Origin of the sequence: Aeromonas sp. FDAARGOS 1414 (genome assembly GCF_019047065.1) — a bacterium.
In the GTDB taxonomy this organism is placed as follows: domain Bacteria; phylum Pseudomonadota; class Gammaproteobacteria; order Enterobacterales; family Aeromonadaceae; genus Aeromonas; species Aeromonas veronii_A.
On record NZ_CP077210.1, the window covers coordinates 3,255,071 to 3,269,478 of the forward strand.

12 protein-coding genes are annotated in these 14,408 nt (G+C 60.3%); all 12 read right to left on the minus strand.

Annotation, left to right across the window (positions count from 1 at the left end):
- Positions 1–54: 54 nt before the first annotated feature.
- Positions 55–1,206, minus strand: coding sequence for a cell division protein FtsZ (ftsZ, locus tag I6L44_RS14595; RefSeq protein ID WP_005336147.1), 1,152 nt, complete (start codon positions 1,204–1,206; stop codon positions 55–57).
- Positions 1,207–1,245: 39 nt separating this feature from the next.
- The gene (ftsA, locus tag I6L44_RS14600; RefSeq protein ID WP_005336148.1) at positions 1,246–2,505 is read right to left on the minus strand and encodes a cell division protein FtsA; all 1,260 of its coding nucleotides are present in this window, start codon (positions 2,503–2,505) and stop codon (positions 1,246–1,248) included.
- Positions 2,486–3,238: a cell division protein FtsQ/DivIB gene (locus tag I6L44_RS14605; protein ID WP_216952206.1), complete on the minus strand. Its 753-nt coding sequence runs from the start codon at positions 3,236–3,238 to the stop codon at positions 2,486–2,488. The genes ftsA and I6L44_RS14605 overlap by 20 nt, the downstream gene beginning before the upstream one ends.
- A gap of 97 nt (positions 3,239–3,335) precedes the next feature.
- Complete coding sequence (murC, locus tag I6L44_RS14610) at positions 3,336–4,790, minus strand: UDP-N-acetylmuramate--L-alanine ligase (protein WP_216952207.1); 1,455 nt, start codon at positions 4,788–4,790, stop codon at positions 3,336–3,338.
- A 111-nt stretch (positions 4,791–4,901) separates the two neighbouring features.
- On the minus strand, positions 4,902–5,984 hold the full coding sequence (murG, locus tag I6L44_RS14615) for an undecaprenyldiphospho-muramoylpentapeptide beta-N-acetylglucosaminyltransferase (RefSeq protein ID WP_216952208.1): 1,083 nt from the start codon (positions 5,982–5,984) through the stop codon (positions 4,902–4,904).
- The gene (gene ftsW / locus I6L44_RS14620) at positions 5,984–7,165 is read right to left on the minus strand and encodes a cell division protein FtsW (RefSeq protein ID WP_005341699.1); all 1,182 of its coding nucleotides are present in this window, start codon (positions 7,163–7,165) and stop codon (positions 5,984–5,986) included. Before ftsW ends, murG begins: the two co-directional genes overlap by 1 nt.
- Entirely contained in the window at positions 7,162–8,445 is a 1,284-nt protein-coding gene (gene murD, locus I6L44_RS14625; RefSeq protein WP_216952209.1) for a UDP-N-acetylmuramoyl-L-alanine--D-glutamate ligase, read from the minus strand. Before murD ends, ftsW begins: the two co-directional genes overlap by 4 nt.
- A 4-nt stretch (positions 8,446–8,449) precedes the next feature.
- Positions 8,450–9,532 (minus strand): phospho-N-acetylmuramoyl-pentapeptide-transferase, encoded by a 1,083-nt coding sequence (gene mraY, locus I6L44_RS14630; RefSeq protein ID WP_005341701.1) that lies wholly within the window; start codon positions 9,530–9,532, stop codon positions 8,450–8,452.
- Positions 9,526–10,881, minus strand: coding sequence for a UDP-N-acetylmuramoyl-tripeptide--D-alanyl-D-alanine ligase (gene murF / locus I6L44_RS14635; protein ID WP_216952210.1), 1,356 nt, complete (start codon positions 10,879–10,881; stop codon positions 9,526–9,528). The genes mraY and murF overlap by 7 nt, the downstream gene beginning before the upstream one ends.
- Positions 10,878–12,359, minus strand: a complete 1,482-nt coding sequence (gene murE, locus I6L44_RS14640; protein WP_216952211.1) for a UDP-N-acetylmuramoyl-L-alanyl-D-glutamate--2,6-diaminopimelate ligase — start codon at positions 12,357–12,359, stop codon at positions 10,878–10,880. Before murE ends, murF begins: the two co-directional genes overlap by 4 nt.
- Entirely contained in the window at positions 12,343–14,097 is a 1,755-nt protein-coding gene (locus I6L44_RS14645; RefSeq protein ID WP_216952212.1) for a penicillin-binding transpeptidase domain-containing protein, read from the minus strand. Before I6L44_RS14645 ends, murE begins: the two co-directional genes overlap by 17 nt.
- Positions 14,094–14,408 (minus strand): cell division protein FtsL, encoded by a 315-nt coding sequence (ftsL, locus tag I6L44_RS14650; protein WP_216952213.1) that lies wholly within the window; start codon positions 14,406–14,408, stop codon positions 14,094–14,096. The genes I6L44_RS14645 and ftsL overlap by 4 nt, the downstream gene beginning before the upstream one ends.

Here is a 14,408-nt window from a genome sequence, read left to right on the forward strand (position 1 = left end):
CAGGCCATCTTAGCACATTCCTTGAACAACAAACAAACGAGAGCCATAAGAGACTTAGTCAGCTTGCTTGCGCAGGAACGCCGGAATATCCAGATAATCCGGTTCACGACGGGCTTGCGGCTCGGCGTTAACCACCTTGGCCGGGGCTTCGTCCATCACGCGGCCTTGCATCATGTCGCTGACCAGCGGCTGACGTACCGGGCGCTCTTGCACCTGGCTGCTCTTGACTAGCGTGATGTCGGGCTTGCGCTCGGCACCGATACCGGTGGCAACCACGGTCACACGCAGTTCGTCGTGCATTTCCGGATCGATTACGGTACCCACTACTACAGTGGCGTTCTCGGAAGCGAAGGCCTTGACCGCGTTACCCACGGTTTCGAACTCTTCGATGGTCATGTCCATACCGGCGGTGATGTTAACCAGGATGCCACGGGCACCAGCCAGATCCACATCTTCCAACAGCGGGCTGGAGATGGCTTTCTCGGCCGCTTCCTCGGCACGGTCATCACCAGAGGCGGAACCGGTTCCCATCATGGCGGTACCCATTTCACGCATCACGGTACGCACGTCCGCAAAGTCGACGTTGATCAAACCCGGACGGGTGATCAGCTCGGCAATGCCCTGTACCGCGCCAAGCAGCACATCGTTGGCTGCCTTGAAGGCATCCAGCAGGGAGATACCGCGACCCAGCACCTTCAGCAACTTGTCGTTGGGGATGGTGATCAGGGAGTCGACGTTTTTGGAGAGCTCTTCGATACCGTGCGCAGCGAAGCCCATCCGCTTCTTACCTTCAAAGGAGAACGGCTTGGTCACCACAGCAACGGTCAGGATGCCCATCTCGCGTGCCACTTCAGCCACGATCGGCGCAGCACCGGTACCGGTACCACCGCCCATACCGGCGGCGATGAACACCATGTCGGAACCGGTCAGCAGCTCACGCAGTGCTTCGCGATCTTCCATGGCCGCATCACGACCCACTTCCGGATTGGCGCCGGCACCCAGACCCTTGGTGATGCCACCGCCGATCTGCAGGGTAGTGTTGGCGCTGGAGTTACGCAGTGCCTGGGCGTCGGTGTTGACGGTAATAAACTCAACACCCTCAATATTTTGACGAACCATGTGTTCGACAGCGTTACCGCCGCCGCCACCTACACCGATCACTTTAATGACGGCTTCGTCAGTGTGGCTATCCATAAATTCAAACATGTTGTCTCTCCGCTTTATTTGCCTGACTCAGCAAAATTCTTAGAACTCGCCACGCAGCCAGTTGCTAACCCGTTTGACCAGGCCACCGACGCTTGCCTTGGCGGCATATTCTTTGTTGCTACCTGTGGCTTGATGGGTGCGGCCATATTGCAGCAACCCGACCGCAGTCGAGTACACCGGTGCCTGCACGTAATCACTCAAACCACGTATGTTCATGGGCTCTCCCACCCGGACCTGGCTCTGGAAGATCTGCTCTGCACACTCCACAATACCTTCAATCTGGGCAGCGCCGCCGGTCAAGACCACACCGGCTGCCAGCTGATGCTTGACCCCCTGCGCTTTCAACTCGCTTTGTACCCGCACCAGCTCATCATTCACCATGGAGAGCAACTCGGTGTAACGGGGCTCAATCACTTCAGCCAGTGTCTGCCGTTGCAGGCTGCGCGCCGGGCGACCACCGACACTGGGTACTTCAATATTGTCTTCCTTGCTGACCAGACGACCGAGGGCGCAACCGTAACGCACCTTGATCGCTTCCGCGTCGAGCGGCGGCGTGCCGAAGGCGTAGGCGATGTCGCTGGTCACAGTGCTGCCAGCATACGGGATCACCTTGGTGTGGCGCAGGGCACCGCCGGTAAACAGCGACATATCCATGGTACCGCCACCGATATCCACCACGCAGACACCCAGCTCTTTCTCGTCTTCGGTCAATACGGCATAGCTGGAGGCCAGCGCGGAGAAGATCAGTTGATCCACGCGCAAACCGACCTTCTCCACACACTTCTCGATGTTGCGAGCCATGTCGTTGTGGCAGGTGATCAGGTGAACCTTGGCCGCCATCCGCACGCCGGAGAGGCCGACCGGATTCTTGATCCCTTCCTGATAGTCGATCGCAAACTCCTGGGGCAGCACGTGCAGCACACGCAGCTCGTCGGAGAGGCGAACCGACTTGGCGGTGTGGATCACGTTGTCCACATCCTCCTGGGTCACCTCCTCATCGGAGATGGGCACCATGCCGGTCTCGTTGCGGCAGTCGATATGCTTGCCGGACAAACCCAGATAAACCGAGCTGATCTGGCAGTCGGCCATCATCTCGGCCTCTTCCACCGCACGGCGCAATGACTTGACCACGGAGTCGAGATCGTTGACCCCACCCTTCTCCATCCCGCGGGAGGCGTGACTGCCCATACCGATGACGTTCAGCTCACCGTCCGGCAATACTTCCCCGACCAGAACCGCCACCTTGGTTGTGCCGATATCCAGTCCGACAATCAAATTCCTATCTGCGGTGTTGGTCATGCACTTTCTCTTCGCTCTTCTTCCAGCCAACTGCCACACCGGTATCGTATCGAAGATCCACATACGCAACCTGCGAACGGGGTTCGATAACCGGGAAGGCATCTATAAATCGCTGCAACCTGAGCGCTATGTCGTTGCGACCCAGAAACAGCTTGATATTGCCATCCAGGGTCAGCTCCCAGGCATGGCGGGGAGTCAGATTCACTCCCAGCAACTTGTATCCCTTGGCAGCCAGTTGCGACTCGTACTGCCGACTCTCTTTCAACACCATGGCGGCCTGGTCATCCGGCCCCGACAACTGCATCAGCGGCGTCTTGACCCGATCCGGGGCGCTGAACACCTTGCCCTTGGTGTTGACGAAGCGGTTGCCGTTCCAGCGCGCCGCTACGTCCTGTTCCGTCAGGTAGACCTTGATCTTGTTCGGCCACTTCTTGCGTACCGATACCGAGGCCACCCATGGCAAGGCATTGAGCCTTGCCTGCAATTCATTGACATCCAACTCGAAGAAGTTGCGTAATTCGGCACCATCCAGTACCGCTAACCGCAGCTCCTCCGTCTCCAGATACTGATGTTGCCCTTGCAGCAACAATTCGCTCATGGGCAACCGATTGGCATCCGTCAGCCAATCTTTAACATCCAGCGCCGTCCGGTAGCAGCCCCATATCACCAGCAGGAAAAACATCACCCCTGCGATGAAGCCACCCTTGGTGCGCCCCTGTGCCCTTGCCTCCACCCGTTCGATCCCCGTGTAACGCGCTAAACCGGCCTTTGACAGACCGGTTCGCCATTATATAGGCCCCGGCTTGGCGGTCAAAATACTCATTGGGCCCTCAGGCACCAGATTTCATGCTATCTATGCTCAATTTCATCTCGCCAAGACGACGGGCCAGTGCCCCGACGTTCCCGGCGCCTTGAGTCAGCACCAAATCCCCCTCGCCAATCAGGTCGGCCAGCACGGCTGGCACGTCATCCGGTGTAGCGACGAAGATGGGTTCCAGGTTGCCGCGCGAGCGAATGGAGCGGCACAGTGCCCGTCCATCAGCGCCCGGGATCGGCTCCTCACCGGCAGCATAAACCTCCAGCATCACCAGCACGTCTACCTTGGAGAGCACATCGGCGAAGTCCTCGTAGAGGTCGCGGGTGCGGGTATAACGGTGCGGCTGGAACACCATCACCAGACGCTTCTCGGGCCAACCGGCACGGGCGGCATTGATAGTGACCTTCACTTCGCTCGGGTGGTGGCCGTAATCGTCCACCAGCATCGCCTTGCCACGACCAGTTTCGAACTCGCCATACTGCTGGAAGCGACGGCCGACACCTTCAAACTTGGCCAGCGCAGAGATGATGGCCTCGTCGCTGACACCGTCTTCCGTCGCGACAGCAATCGCCGCGGCGGCGTTCAAGGCGTTGTGAATGCCCGGCAAATTAAGGGTGACCTGCAGTTCACCCGCCTCTTTGCGGCGCACCCGGAAGCGGCTGTGGTTGTTGGTCTGGACAAAATCCAGTACCTGCACGTCAGCGTCTTCAGAGAGACCGTAGGTCAGGGTCGGGCGGGCAATCTCCGGCAACATGCCACGGATCACCGGATCATCGATGCAGACCACCGCCAGTCCGTAGAAGGGCAGATTGTGCAGAAACTCGATGAAGGTGGCCTTCAGCCTGGAGAAGTCACCGCCGTAGGTGTCCATGTGATCCGCTTCGATGTTGGTCACGATAGAGACCATCGGTTGCAGATGCAGGAAAGAGGCGTCGCTCTCGTCCGCTTCGGCAATCAGGTAGCGGCTGCTTCCCAAGCGGGCATTGGTGCCGGCACTGTTGAGCAGGCCACCGATGACGAAGGTCGGGTCGCGATCGGCTTCGGCATAGATGCTCGCCACCAGACTGGTGGTGGTGGTCTTGCCGTGGGTACCGGCAATGGCGATACCGTGCCGGAAACGCATCAGCTCGGCCAGCATCTCAGCACGCCGTACTACCGGGATCCGCAGTTCGCGGGCAGCCAGCAACTCCGGGTTGTCCTGCTTGATGGCAGTAGAAACCACCACCACGCTGGCGCCGTTGACGTGCTCGGCGTTGTGGCCAGTAAAGATATGGGCGCCCAGAGCCTCAAGCCGCTCGGTCACCGCATTGCGAGCCAGATCAGAACCCGTTACCTGATACCCTTCGTTGGCAAGTACTTCGGCGATCCCGCCCATACCGGCACCACCGATACCGATAAAATGGATGCGACGCACGCGGCGCATTTCGGGGATCACAGTACGCAGTTTTGCCAGTTCAACCTTGGTCATAATCATCTCTTTAGTCTGCCGCAGGCCATGTACCGTCAAAGCTCGGCTGCACAGCGGCATCAATACATACAGGTACAAGGCTGCACGGAGTCACCACTGCAACCTTGCTCATTAATCTTTACCACTCTGCCCACTGGCGAGCCGCTTGCACTCATCAGCAACCCGCTCGGCCGCATCGGTAATGGCAACGCGACGGGCGGCCTGAGCCATGCTAAACAGGGTCTCCCTGCGGCCAGCCAGCCAGGAGAGGCGCGCCGCCAGCGAGGTGGTGGTCAGCTCGGACTGGGGCAGGAATTCGGCCGCACCACCGTCGACCAGAGTCAGAGCGTTACGGGTCTGGTGATCATCCACTGCATGGGGCAGCGGGACGAAAATGGCTGCCACCCCGGCGGCGGCCACCTCGGATACCGTCAGGGCTCCCGCCCGGCAGACAACCAGATCGGCCCAGGCATAGGCGCCGGCCATATCCTTGATAAATTCACTCACCTCGGCATTGATGCCGTGCTGGGCATAGGCAGCAGACACTGTCTCGGCATTGCCCTTGCCACACTGGTGACGCACCTCGATAGGCACACCAGCCGCCGCCACCGCAGCGGGTACCTGCTGGTTGAGCACCCGGGCACCCAGGCTGCCACCGACGATCAGCAGATGCAGCGGCTCGGCTTCGCTGCGAAGCTGCGGATCCGGCAGGGCGACCACTTCGGGACGCACCGGATTGCCTACCACGGCGGTACGGCGGCTCGGCGCGAAGGCGCCCGGAAATGCCATCAGCACCCGCTTGGCAATACGCGCCAGCAGCTTGTTGGTCATGCCTGCAGCAGCATTCTGCTCATGGAGCAGCAACGGGATGCCGGAGAACCAGGCAGCCACTCCCCCCGGACCGGAGGCAAAGCCCCCCATACCGAGCACCACATCCGGGCGAACAGTCTTGAGCACCTGACGCGCCTGCAAGATTGATTTGACGATGCGATAGGGCGCCATCAGCAGTCGCTTGATGCCGTTGCCACGCACCCCCTGAATATCGATGAAGGAGATGGGATAACCATGGGCGGGCACCAGCTCCGCCTCCATCCGGTCCGCCGTCCCCAGCCAGTGGACAGTCCAGCCCTGCTCCCTCAGTCGATCGGCCACGGCCAGACCGGGAAAGACATGCCCCCCGGTACCACCTGCCATCACCAACAGCGTCTTGCTCACTAAACCTCCCGCACCCGCGCCTGGGCAGTCGCCTGACGCAACTCAAAATCGATTCGAATCAACATGCTCACCGCCACTGTCATGATGATGAGACTCGAGCCGCCGTAACTGACCAGCGGCAGGGTCAACCCCTTGGTCGGCATCATGCCGCTGGCTGCGCCAACGTTGACGAAAGTCTGGAAACTGAACCAGATGCCGATACCGATAGCCAGATAGCCATCATAGAGGCGGTCGGCTTGCAGGGCGCGATGCCCCAGCTTCAACGCCTTGATCGCCAACGCAAAGATGAGACACAGGGCGCCCAGTACCCCAACGTAACCCAGCTCTTCGCCGAGGATCGCAAACACGAAGTCGGTATGCGCTTCCGGCAGGTACTCCATCTTCTGGATGGAGTTGCCGAGCCCTTCGCCAAACCAGCTGCCACGGCCAAACGCCATCAGCGACTGGGTCAACTGGTAGCCACTGCCAAACGGATCGGCCCAGGGATCCATAAAAGAGGTCACCCGACGCATCCGGTATGGCTCGACGATGATCAGCATGATCACCCCACCAAGACCGCCACCGATAAGGATCATGAACTGCCACAGTTTGGCGCCAGCCAGAAACAGCATGCCGAACGAGGTGACGAACATCACCACGGTCGACCCCAGATCCGGTTGCAGCAGCAACAGGATCGCCAACACCCCGAATACTGCCAAGGGCTTCAGGAAGCCAAGCCAGGCTTCACGCACCTCGTTCTGACGCCGCACCAGATAACCGGCCAGATAGACGAATAGGGCCAGCTTGCCAAACTCGGCCGGCTGCAGGTTGAAGGGGCCCAGTGGCAGCCAGCGCACCGCACCGTTGACATTGCGCCCGACCACCAGCACCAGTACCAGCAGCAGAATGGCCAGCAACAGCATGGGTCCGTTGTACTCCTGCCAGCGCGCCATCGGCACCTGCAACACAAACCAGGAGATACCGAGCGCCATCACCAGAAACATGGCGTGACGCTTCACAAACATGAAGGGATCATCCCCCAGGGAGATCCCCTCCGGGATCGAGGCTGATGCCACGATCACCACCCCGACCGCCATCAGGGAGAGCGCCAGCAACACCAACTGCCGGTCATAGAGGCCGGCAGGGCGCGCCGGCAATAGCCAGCGCTGGAACAGACCTGCGGCTGCGCGAAGGGCATTCATAGCGCCATCACCATCTCGGTAAAGCGATCGCCACGCACCTCGAACGACTTGAACTGATCGAGGCTGGCACAGGCTGGCGCCAGCAGCACCCAGTCACCGGGCTTGGCATCGGCAGCCGCCTTGGCAACCGCAGCGGCCAGGTCGGCCACCCGTTCGGTCTGCTCACCCAGCGCCAGCAGCACCTCGGCATCCTGACCGAAGCAGTACATGTGATCGATCTGGTTGCCCAGCAGCGCCTGGATCGGGCCAAAATCCTGCCCCTTGCCCTGACCACCGGCCAGCAGCAACAGGCGCCCCTTGACCGACTCGCGCACACCGGCAACGGCAGCTAGCGTAGCTCCCACGTTGGTGGCTTTGGAGTCGTTGATCCAGCGCACCCCGTTCACTTCGCGCACGAAACGGGCACGGTGGGGCAAGCCTTCAAAGCGGCGCAGCACGGTGAGCTGGGCAGCGCGGGGAATGCCGACCGCATCGCACAGCGCCATGGCGGCCAGCGCGTTGGCCTGATTGTGGGCACCGACGATCTTCATCTCGTCCACCGCCAGCAGCGGCTCGCCGTGCAGGGTCAACCAGTAGCGGCCATCCAGCAGGCAGCGGCCATAGCCATTGCAGTCAAGACCGAAGCTCTGCCACACCTGACCCACATCGGGCAAAGTCTGGGGATCGTCGCGATTGACCAGAATGTGTTTGGAGTGCTGATGGATCTCCATCTTGGCGGCACGGTAGTCGGCCATACCCTGATAGCGATCCATGTGATCTTCAGAGAGGTTCAGCACCACAGAGGCGGCAGCACGCAGGCTGTGAGTGGTCTCCAACTGGAAGCTGGATAGCTCCAGTACGCAGAGATCCATCGGCTGCTTGAGCAGCTCCAGCGCAGGCGTACCGATATTGCCGCCCACGCCCACCTTGAGCCCGGCTTCGGCAATCATCTCACCCACCAGGGTCGTGACAGTGCTCTTGCCATTGGAACCTGTGATGGCGATGACCGGTGTCTCGGTCTCGCGAACGAACAACTCGATATCGCCGACGATCTGCACACCACATTCGGCAGCCGCTTTCAATTCAGGGATAGCCAGGGCAATGCCCGGGCTCGCGACGATCATATGCGCCTGTTTGAGTCGCTCACCATCCAGCCCGTAAATGAGTTCCACCTCGGCAGGTAGTTGATCCTTGCCGGGCGGGTTGGCGCGAGTGTCCATCACCAGTGGGGTGACACCACGGCCGAGGAAGTAGTCGACGCAGGAGAGTCCGGTTTTGCCGAGTCCGATAACGATGACCATGGCCTTACCTCACCTTCAGGGTGGCAAGACCCAGCAGCACCAGCACGAGGGTGATGATCCAGAAACGCACGATAACGCGCGGCTCCGGCCAGCCCTTCTTCTCGTAGTGGTGATGGATCGGCGCCATGCGGAAGATCCGCACGCCGCGCAGCTTGTAAGACCCCACCTGCAGGATCACCGAGACAGTCTCCATCACGAAGACACCGCCCATGATCACCAGCAGGAACTCCTGGCGTACCAGCACGGCGATGGTGCCGAGCGCGCCGCCCAATGCCAGGGAACCGACGTCCCCCATGAAGACCTGTGCCGGATAGGTGTTGAACCAGAGAAAGCCCAGACCTGCCCCGACGATGGCAGTACAGACGATCACCAGCTCGGAGGTATAGGGAACATAGGGAATATGCAGGTAACTGGCGAAGTTGACGTTGCCGGTTGCCCAGGCGATAAACGCAAAGCCGCCCGCCACCATCACGGTCGGCATGATGGCCAAGCCATCCAGACCATCGGTCAGGTTGACCGCGTTGGAGGTACCAACAATGACGAAATAGGTGAGCAGGATAAACATCAGGCCAAGTTGCGGCATCACATCCTTGAGGAAGGGCACCACCAGCTGGGTCTGACCATCATGGGTGGCCGTGGCGTAGAGGAATACAGCCACTCCCAGCGCAACGGCGGATTGCCAGAAGTACTTCCAGCGGGCGATCAGGCCGTCGGTATTCTTGCGCACCACCTTAAGGTAGTCGTCGGCAAAGCCGATGGCGCCATAGGCACCCAGCACAAACAGCACCAGCCAGACATAGGGGTTGTCGAGGCGGCACCAGAGCAGCACAGACGTGAAAATCGCAGCAATGATCATCAGACCACCCATGGTCGGAGTGCCCCGCTTGCTGAGGTGGGACTCGGGACCATCGTTGCGGATCACCTGACCGAACTTCAGGATCTGCAGGCGACGAATGAGGCGCGGCCCCATCCAGAGCGCAACTCCCAGACCGGTAATGATCGACAGGATGGCGCGAAACGTCAGGTAGGAGAAGACGTTGAAGAAGGTGAAGTGCGGGGTGAGCAGTTCGGCCAGCCAGACTAGCATGTGGCTGACTCCTGATGGCCTTTGACCATCTCGACGATATCTTCCATGCGGGAGCCACGGGCACCCTTGACCAGAATCGAAATTTCCTGATGTGTATTTATCATTTGCGCAAGCACTTCAAACAACGACGCCTTGTTATCGAAATGTCGGCCAGCCGCGGCATCTGCGGTATAGCGACTATGTTCCCCTACTGTCAGCACGGCATCCAGACCGCACTCGCGGGCATGACGGCCAACCCGGGCATGTTGCTCGGCAGACTCCTCACCCAGTTCCCGCATGTCGCCAAACACCAGCACCTTAAAGCCGCTCATGGCGGTCAAGGCATCGATGCCCGCCAGCACGGACTCCACGCTGGCATTGTAGGTATCATCCACCAGAGTCAGACCGCCCCAGCGCTGGACGCAGAAGCGTCCCTTGACCGGTGCCATCTGCTCCAGCCCCACCTTGACGGAGTCGAGGGATGCGCCGAGGGCCAGACAGCCCGCGGCGGCAGCCAGCGCATTGGCCACGTTATGGCGGCCGGGGATCGCCAGAGTCAGGCTCACCTCACCCTGCGGGGTTACCATGACGAACTCGGCACAACCCTGAGCGTTGAGAACCACATCGCGAGCATGGAACGGCTGGCTCTGATCCTCGATGGAGAAGGCGCAGCGAATGCCACGCTCGCGCCACTTCGGCCAGAATTCGTTGTCGGCGTTGACGATGGCGGTGCCGCCTTCGCTCAAGCCCTCAAAAATTTCGCTCTTGGCGTGGTAGATCCCCTCAAGAGAGCCGAAGCCCTCAAGATGGGCAGCTGCGACGTTGTTGATGATGGCGGCATCGGGCTTGGCCAGCGAGGTAGTCCAAGCGATTTCGCCCTTGTGGTTTGCTCCCAGCTCCATCACCGCAAACTGGTGTTGCGGCTCGAGGCGCAGCAGGGTGAGCGGCACGCCCACCTCATTGTTGAAGTTGCCAGCGGTGGCCAGCACTTCCCCTTCGTTGCGCAGGATGGCAGTTGCCATCTCCTTCACCGTGGTCTTGCCGCAGCTGCCGGTAATGGCCAGCACTTTCGGATTGATGCGCTCGCGCACCAGCTTGCCGAGTCGGCCCAGCCCCTTAAGGCTGTCCGCCACCACCAGCTGGGGAATGGCCAGCGGCAGCTCACGCTCGACCAGCAGAGCAGAGGCCCCTGCCTGAACAGCCTGCTCGCAAAAATCGTGGGCATCGAAACGCTCGCCGCGCAGGGCAACGAACAGGGCACCCGCGCCCAAAGTGCGGGTGTCGGTACTGACAACGGTGATCTCGCCATCGTCACCAATCAGATGGGCATCGAGTACCTGCGCCAGCTCGGCAAGCCTGAGGGTCATCATTTGAATGACTCCAATAATGTGTGCAAGGCGGCCGCGACGGTTTCCCGGTCGCTGTAGTGCCGCTTGTCGGTTCCAATGATCTGATAATCCTCATGGCCCTTACCGGCCACCAGGATGATGTCCTGCTTGCTCGCCTGACCGATGGCCAGCGCAATCGCCTTGACCCGGTCGTGCTCCACCTGCACCGCAGCAGGATCGCGAAGACCCGCCACCATGTCGGCCATGATCCGGGCCGGCTCCTCGGTACGGGGATTGTCGTCGGTCAGGATCACGCGATCCGCATACTGCTCGGCCATGGCGGCCATCATGGGACGCTTGCCGCGATCGCGGTCGCCACCACAGCCAATCAGACACCAAAGCTGGCCGGTGCAGTGCACCCGCAGGGCCTGCAATGCCTTTTCCAGCGCATCAGGGGTGTGGGCGTAATCGACCACCGCCAGCGGCGTATCACCACCGCCGAAACACTCCATACGACCGGTCACTGGCTGCAATTTCGGGGCAGTTGCCAGTAGCTCATGGAAGTCGTAACCGAGCACCAGCATTACGCCCATCGCCGCCAGCACATTGCTGACGTTGAAGCGCCCGAGCAAGGGGGCGGATAATACACCATTCCCCCAGCTGGAGTTAATCTGCGCGCGAAAACCTTGCTGGTGAAAATCGAGCTGCTGCGCCGTTAATTGACGGCCAAAATGGTGTTCAATCGGGCCATTCACACTGAAAGCCACCGCTGCCGGGTATTTTTCGAGCCACTTGGCACCCAATTCGTCATCTCGGTTAATCACCGCATTCGACTCGTCGACCAGCTGCAGCAGCTGCTCCTTGGCCGCGCCATAGGCTTCCATGGTGCCGTGGTAGTCGAGGTGATCCCGGCTCAGGTTGGTAAAGACAGCGGCGGAAAAGGGCAGCGCGGCGACACGGTGCTGCACCAGACCATGGCTGGAGACCTCCATCGCCACCAGATCCGCCCCCTGCTCTTGCAGCGCAGCCAGATTGGCTTGTACCTGCACGGCGCTGCCAGTGGTATTTTCCGCTTCGATCAGATGGCCAAACAGGCCGTTGCCGATGGTGCCCATCACCCCGGCCTTACCACCCAGCAGGGTGCGCCAGTTGGCGACCAGCAAAGCGGTAGTGCTCTTGCCGTTGGTGCCGGTGATCCCGACCAGATCCAATTTTTGGGCTGGCTGATCGTAGAAATAGCCCGCAAGAGCAGAGAGGTGAGCTGGCAGATCCCGCATCCCGATACAGGGAACCGGAGTCGATGGTGGGATAAATTCACCATCCTCCTCAAACACAACAGCGGTCGCTCCCTGAGCAACCGCCTGTTCGATGAAACGTCTGCCATCCACCTGATGACCGCAAATAGCCACGAAGAGCGAGCCGGGGCCAACCCGCCGACTATCCAGCTGGATATCGGTCAGAGTGAGCGCCGGCGCCTGGATACCGAAGGGGCGCAGTAATGCATCAAGTGCGCGGGACAAGAGGAGCCTCCGTACGGGCAAGTTTGGCGGGCACCGCTGTGGGCACCGCGTCAGGACGAATGTTGAAGAGTTGCAGTACCCCGCCCATGGCCTCTGCAAACGGCGGGGTCGCCACGGCACCGCCATAGTAAGCACTGCCTTTTGGCTCGTTAATCACCACCACCATGACGAAACGGGGATTACTGGCAGGGGCAAAACCGGCAAACCAGGCCATGTAATCCTTGCCGTAGCCTCCGGCAACGGCGACCTTGGCGGTACCACTCTTGCCACCGACCCGATAACCCGGAATCTTGGCTTTGGGAATAGCGTTGTCGACCACGTACTCCAGCGCCTGCAGCATGGCGGAGGCGTTGTTGTGGTCGATCACCTGCTCACCCTTGGGCGGCGTGGTCACCTTGACGATGGAGATGGGCACTCGCTTGCCCTTGTTGGCCAAGGTGGCGTAGGCGGAAGCCAGTTGCAGCGGGGTAACCCGCAGACCATAACCAAATGAAAGGGTCGCCCGCTCGATATCGGACCAGCGCCGACGCTGAGGCAACATACCACCGCTCTCGCCCATCAGTCCGCTGCCGGTATCCATGCCGAAACCGAACATACTGAGGGTGTTGATCATCTCTTGGGCCGGCATCCGTAGCGCGATGCGCGACATGCCGATGTTGGAGGAGTAGCGCAGGATATCGTAAAGGTTGGTCGCCTTGTGAATACTGACGTCCTTGATCTGCTTGGCACCAATAAAGAGCGGGCCACCGGGAATGAAATCCTTCCAGCTGGTGACACCCGCCTGCAAGGCACTTAGCAAAATCAGCGGCTTGACTGTGGAGCCCGGCTCGTAGGTATCGGTCACCACCCGGTTGCGTACCCGGAAACTCTGATACTGGCCGCGGTTGTTCGGGTTATAGGAGGGGGTATTGACCATGGCGAGCACTTCGCCGGTCTTGATATCCAGCATCACCATGGAGCCGGACGTTGCCTTGTTCTCGTCGGTTGCCCGCTTGAGGGCACGGTAGGCCAATGCTTGCACCCGCTGATCGATGCTGAGCTGCAGATCGTTGGCGTTCTTGCCCTCTTTGACGATACCAAGACGCTCGATGACCCTGCCCTGCCGGTCCTTGCGCACCCGCATCTCGCCCGGTGTCGCCGTCAGCCACTCGTTGTAGCTGCGCTCGATCCCCTCGATCCCGTTGCCATCGATGTTGGTTACCCCCACCAGGTGGGCACTGATTTCGCCAGTCGGATAGAAGCGGCGCGACTCGGGACGCAGATAGACACCACCCAGCTTGAGCCCCTTGATGTATTCAGAGACAGCGGGCGTTACCTGACGCTGCAGATAGACGAAGCGCTTGCTGGGGTTGGCGATACGTTGCTTGAGAGTATTGATATCGATTTTGAGGACTGCTGAGAGCGCCATCCAAGCCCGCTCATTGTGGATAGCACCGGACTCGTGCACAGTCTTGGGATCGGCCCAGACCGCCTCGACCGGAACGGAAACAGCCAGCTGTTCACCATTGCGATCGGTGATCATGCCGCGCACCGCCTGGGTGGAGGTGGTTCGCAGAGAGCGCATGTCCCCCTCCTGACGCAGACGATCCGGATTGATCACCTGGATCCAGGCCAGACGGAGGATCAGCCCGACAAAGGCGATGCCGATGAATACGACCAGCGTGCGGAAGCGCCACGGATAGATAGATGGCGCTTTAACGTTCGCTTTAGCGGTTTTGGCTGTAGCCTTCCGTTTCATGGCAGAGTAATTACCTTCTCGGTGGTCACCAGAGGGCGACCCATTTGCAACTTGTCCATGGCCAGCGTGGCGACCCGGGAGTGTTCCGCCAGAGTGCCCTGCTCCAGCAAGAGGTGGCGCCATTCGATATTGAGGCGATCCTCTTCCGCCATTAGGTCATTCTGTTTGGCGGTGAGGCCACGGGTCATGTTGGTCACCAGGATCACGGCAAACGCGGTCACCAGTACGGCAACCGACAGAAAAATCTGCAGCTTGTGCCGCCAGAGATCGGCAACGATCTCCTTGGCTAGGTGGACACGTACTTCGCTCAT